5 protein-coding genes are annotated in these 5,356 nt (G+C 59.3%); 4 read left to right on the top strand and 1 reads right to left on the bottom strand.

Features of this window, described 5'->3' with window-relative positions; translation table 11 throughout:
* Positions 1-247: 247 nt before the first annotated feature.
* Entirely contained in the window at positions 248-1,303 is a 1,056-nt protein-coding gene (locus AAAB16_RS22475; protein WP_340665338.1) for a spermidine/putrescine ABC transporter substrate-binding protein, read from the bottom strand.
* Positions 1,304-1,478: 175 nt separating this feature from the next.
* Between AAAB16_RS22475 and AAAB16_RS22470 the strand changes: the two genes are divergently transcribed.
* The 4 genes from AAAB16_RS22470 to AAAB16_RS22455 all read left to right on the top strand — a co-directional run.
* The gene (locus AAAB16_RS22470; protein ID WP_340665337.1) at positions 1,479-2,429 is read left to right on the top strand and encodes a GntR family transcriptional regulator; all 951 of its coding nucleotides are present in this window, start codon (positions 1,479-1,481) and stop codon (positions 2,427-2,429) included.
* Between the two features lie 194 nt (positions 2,430-2,623).
* Positions 2,624-3,904, top strand: coding sequence for a glycosyltransferase (locus AAAB16_RS22465; protein WP_340665336.1), 1,281 nt, complete (start codon positions 2,624-2,626; stop codon positions 3,902-3,904).
* A 167-nt stretch (positions 3,905-4,071) separates the two neighbouring features.
* Positions 4,072-5,073 carry a response regulator gene (locus AAAB16_RS22460; RefSeq protein WP_340665335.1) on the top strand — a complete coding sequence of 334 codons (1,002 nt, stop codon included), beginning with the start codon at positions 4,072-4,074 and terminating at the stop codon, positions 5,071-5,073.
* A 9-nt stretch (positions 5,074-5,082) separates the two neighbouring features.
* Positions 5,083-5,356 (top strand): PAS domain-containing protein (locus tag AAAB16_RS22455; RefSeq protein WP_340665334.1); only part of this gene is annotated, 274 nt, incomplete at its 3' end.

Here is a 5,356-nt window from a genome sequence, read left to right as displayed (position 1 = left end):
CCAGCAGGCACGGCAGCACTAAAAATACCAACAGCCAGCCAAGCCCGGGCGTAAGCAGCCAGGCCGATAGTTTCCTATCAGCGTGCAATGAACTCATTGAAACGACTCTCTACGGGCACATGCGAGGGGGCGTAGGTTGGGTTGAACGAAGCGAAGCCCAACAGGCCGGCGCGTATCGGTCTTGCCCGTTGGGCTTCGCCTATGGCTCACCGAACGCGGACCGACCCAACCTACGATTTAGCGGCGTTTAGCTACCCGAGGCCATGATTTCGGTGACGGCGCGGGTGTAGGCCTTTTGCGTGGCGCCGCCGACATCCCGCAATTGCTCCATCTTCAGCAACTCAGCCGGGCTGGTGGTGAGGTTGGGGTACTGCTTGAGCAGGTCGGGGGCGAGCCCTTCCATGGCCGCTTGGTTGGGCACTTTGTAGAGGATGTTTTCCGCGACCCAGGCGTGGTTTTCCTTGGCCAGCATAAAGTTGATGAACTTGAACGCTTCATCCTGATGCTTGGAGCTTTTCAGCACGACCATGGTGTCGACCCACAGGTCGGAGCCTTCTTTGGGCACGGTGAATTTGATTGCCGTGTTGGCCTGGGTACCGTAGTTGCACCAGCCGTCCCAGGCGTGGGCCATCAGCGCCTCGCCCGAGGCGAGCTTGGAGTAGAAGGTGGTGTCGTCAAAGGAGAGGATGCGTTTTTTCGCTGCGATCAGCTCTTCGCTAACGGTGGCCAAGTGCTTGGCGTCGGTGTCATTCACCGACCAACCGTTGGCGAGAAAACCGGCGCCGAGCATCCAGCGGTCGGTGGCCAGCAGGGTGACTTTGCCTTTTAGCGCATCGCTGGGGTTGAGCAGTTCTTTCCAGCTGCTGGGGGCAGTGGCGATTTTGTCGGAGCGGTAGCAGATGCCGGTCGTGCCCCAGGTGTAGGGCACGGAGAAGGTGTTGCCGACGTCGTATTCCAGCTTGCCCGCTTCGGGGTAGAGGTTTTTCAGGTTGGGTAGTTTGGCCGGGTCGATATCGGCCAGCAGGCCTTGCTTGTGCAGCACTTCGGCGAAGGGTGAGGAAACAAAGACCACGTCGTAGCCTTCGCCACCGTTGGCCATCAGTTTGCCCATGATTTCTTCGTTGGTGGCGTGCAGCGCTTTGTCGGTGTCGACGCCGCTGGCGGCCTTGAATTTGTCTAACGCATCGGGGGCCATATAGCCGTCCCAGATGGAGATCACCAGGTCTTTAGCGCTGACCGCTTGAGCCGTTATAGCCAGGGAAACAGCGAACCCCAGTGACACGAGGTTTTTCAGCTTACTCATGTTGCGCGCTCCTAACGACTGTTGTTGTTGGTGTTCGAAGGCAGTGCAGCAAAATCTAGCTAATATGTTTTTTTTTCGAAATTAAGACTGACAAAGTTATATGTCAACGCTTTTTTCGCAGGCATGTTGTGTTCTTGTTGGCCACCAGTTGCTATGGCATAAGGTGGCCCAGCACTTGATTGCAGGGATTACCGGCTTGAGCAGCAGCAACGAAAAAAAACCACGGGGCAACCACCTGGAACTGGCCCGGCGCATTCTTGAACATGTGCAGGAGAGCGGCCTGGTGGTCGGTTCGGCCTTGTCTGAGCAGGCGTTGGCGCGCACGTTTCAGGTGTCTCGCACTCTGGTGCGGGCGGCGCTTAAGGTGTTGCTGGAAGAAAATCTGCTCAGCCATGAAGCCGGCAAGGGCTACAGCGTGCTGGCGCTGCCGGCCAACCAGGCGGTAAGCCTGGCCTTGCCGCAGGCGGAGGAAGAAGCCTTGGCCACCTCGGCCTTGCGCGACCGCATGGCTGGGCGGTTGGGCAACAGCATCAGCGTCAGTGAGTTGATGCGCCGCTACAACATTGCTCGCCCGGCCGCGCAGAAAGTCATCACTCAACTGAGCGAAAGCCAGGTGCTAGAGCGTGGGCCGGGGCAATCGTGGCTGTTTCGCCCGCTGTTGAATAACCTCGCAGCGCTGGAAGATAGCCTGCATTACCGGCTGATCATGGAGCCGCAAGCACTGCTTAGCCCAGGCTTTGAAGCCGACTTGGCGCGCCTGGCATTGCTGCGCGAAAGCATGGAAGTGCTGCTCGGGCAGAGCATCGGCACCTTTGATATTCAGCAGTTTCGCGAGTTGGATATCAGCTTTCACGAATGCATCGCGCAGAGCTGTGGCAACCAATTTATTCGCGACGCCCTGCTCCATCACCAGGCGTTGCGACGCTTGCCCAATCTGCTGCCGATGGTTAGCGTGCACCGCCTGCAAGAGGCGCTGCGCGAGCATTTGCGCATCATCGAATGCATCGAGCGCGGGCAGATGGAAATCGCCGCCGACCTGATGCGCCTGCACTTGCGCCTGTCTTCGGCGCAGCGGCCGCAGACCGCTAACCGTGGCGTGCCGCAGGTGGGCTTGGTGCGGCGCTAAAGCAATTTGCTACGCGGCTGGTTTTTTTGTGCTAAAAAATACCGCGTAGCTAAACCTCGATATCACCGTCATTGCCGCGCAGGCGGGAATCCAGAGTCGCGAAGGAGTCACCGTTGGCTGGCTGACCTTCGTACCTGGGCCCCCGCCTACGCGGGGGCGACGGTGGCTCTCCGACGAAGTGTGGATTCCCCTGCATGTCCAAAGAACCGCTAATCGCCTTTTTCCCTGAAGCCAGCTTTGGTGCCGCGCTGAACTGCATTGGCATTGCCCAGGTGCTTAAGGGCTTGGGCGCTAAGCCGGTGTTTATTTGCCATGCGCATTTTCAGGGGATTTTCGCCGAGTACGGCTTTGCCGAGTTTCCGATTCCGGCGCAGACCAAGCTGTCCGCCGCTGAGCATCAGCATTACTGGGAAAACTTCATTGAGAAGAACATTCCCTACTTCGACCAGACACCGCTGGAGCAAATCGACAGCTACGTAGCGCCGGCCTGGGAAGCGATCATCGACACCGCTATCGAGGCGGAAAAGCCCTTGCAGCAGTTGCTCGCCCGCTTGCGTCCGGATGTGATCGTGCTCGACAACGTGGTCACCTTTCCGGCCATCAGCAAAGCCGGGTGCCCGTGGGTGCGGATGGTGTCGTGCGCGGAAACCGAATTGCCCGACGCGGCGGTGCCGCCGTATTTGTCCGGTTGTGCCGGCAGTGATAAGGCCGCGCGCACGGCGTTTGTCAGCCGCTATAACGCAGCAGTGGCGCCAGCCCATGCACGCTTTTCGCGCTTTCTGGAAAGCTGCCAGCACCCACTTTGCCCACCGGGGCAGTTTCTCGATGACTCGCCGTATTTGAACCTGTTGCTCTCGCCCACCCCGGTTCGTTACAACCGTGAACAGCCGTTAACACCTGAGCGTTATGTGTACCTGGATGGCTGCGTGCGCTCCGAAGCCCCCTATGTGGTGCCGGAGTTTCCCGCCCATAACGATGCACCGCTGATCTACGTGAGCTTTGGCAGTTTGGGTGCGGCCGATGTGCAAATGATGAAGCAGTTGATCGCCACGGTGGCCGGCTTGCCGTACCGCTTTTTGATCAACGTCGGCGCCTACCGCGAGATGTACGACAGCGTGCCGGATAACGTCTACCTCGACAGCTGGTTTCCACAGCCTGCGGTATTGCGCGAGTGCCGGCTATTCGTGCATCACGGCGGTAACAACAGCTTTTGCGAGGCGCTGTATTTTGGCCTGCCGTCGGTGGTGATTCCCTACTGCTGGGACGGCCACGACAACGCGCGGCGGGCTGAAGAAGTAGGCGTTGGCGCGTATCTGCCGCGCTTCGCCGCGCCGCTGAAAGCCCTGCCAAATGCGCTGCAACGGTTGCTTGCGGACCTGCCGTTGGCGGAGCGTTTACAGGGCATCAGTCGCGCCATGCAGAGCAACCCAGGCAGCGAAGGGGCGGCCCGGGCGATTCTGGCGCTGACCGAATAGCCGGTAATTGGGCGCTAGAATTCTCTGCAATGCCCGTTTGGCGCGTTACTTGCGGTCGTAAATGTCGATTTCGACGTGGACGCAATTGCCATCATTGAGCCATTATCCGCACCTTGTTCTCGATTGGCTGATTTCGGCGTAGTACGAGCGCGAAGAGAAACCTGGCGATGCCTTCAATTCCCCTTCTGGTGTGTGATGACTCAAGCATGGCGCGTAAGCAGCTATTGCGTGCGCTGCCGCCTGAGTGGGCGGTGTCGATCACCGAGGTAAACAACGGCCAGGCCGGCCTTGAAGCCATTCGCAATGGTTTGGGCCGTGTGGTGCTGTTGGACCTGACCATGCCGGTGATGGACGGCTACCAGGTGCTCAGCGCGGTGCGCGAAGAGGGCCTGCAGGCGCACATCATCGTGATTTCCGCCGACGTGCAGGAAGAAGCGGTGCGCCGCGTGCTCGACCTGGGCGCCCTGGCCTTCCTACGCAAACCCTTCGACCCCGACGAATTCCGCGCCACCCTGCACACCCACGGCCTGCTCGCCGTGCCGCAGCAGGATATTGCCGCCAACACCCCCGCTATCGACGGGCCCACCAGCTTTCGCGATGTGCTGCAAGAAACCGTCAACGTCGCTATCGGCCGTGCCGGTGCGCTGCTGGCGCGGGTACTGGATGTGTTTGTGCAGCTGCCGGTGCCTAACGTCAATCTGCTGGAAGTAGGTGAGCTGCAAATGGCTCTGGCCGATGTGCAGCGCGGCGATGAACGCCTGACGGCTATTTGTCAGGGCTATATCGGCAGCGGCATTGCCGGCGAGGCGCTGCTGATTTTCCATGACTCGGAAATTGCCGATATGGCCAAGCTGCTGCACCGCGATGGCAATGATGGCGGCGACCTGGAAATGCTCCTTGACCTCTCCACCCTGGTGATTGGCGCCTGCCTGGCGGGCATTGCCGAACAGATCGATGTGGTGTTTTCCCAGAGCCACCCGCAGATTCTTGGCGAACACCTGGCGATCGACGAACTGATTCAGGTGAACAGCCGGCGCAACCAGAAAACCCTGGCGGTGGAAATCAGCTACAGCCTGGAAGGCCACGATATTCACTTCGACCTGTTGATGTTGTTCAGCGAAGACTCGGTGCAGTTGCTAAACAAAAAACTCGCGTACTTGATGAACTAGGCGGCCACCATGAACGAGCCGATCGACCTCAACGAATTTCACTGGCTGCTCGCCATTGTGCAGAGCATTGACGTGGGCGTGGTGGTGTTCGACGAGGACTACCGGGTGCTGGTGTGGAACACCTTTATGGAAAACCGTTCTGGCGTGCAGCCAGCGGTGGCCAATGGCAGTTCGTTTTTTGAGTTGTTCCCGGAAGTGGACAGCAAGTGGTTTCGCAAAAAGGTCGAAGGCGTTGCGGCCCTGGGCACCCCGGCGTTTACCGTGTGGGAGCAACGGCCGTACC

Source organism: Pseudomonas sp. (assembly GCF_037994325.1).
Lineage (GTDB): Bacteria > Pseudomonadota > Gammaproteobacteria > Pseudomonadales > Pseudomonadaceae > Aquipseudomonas.
Note: the sequence above shows the minus strand (reverse complement) of the source record. Positions and strands in the feature narration are given on the sequence as shown.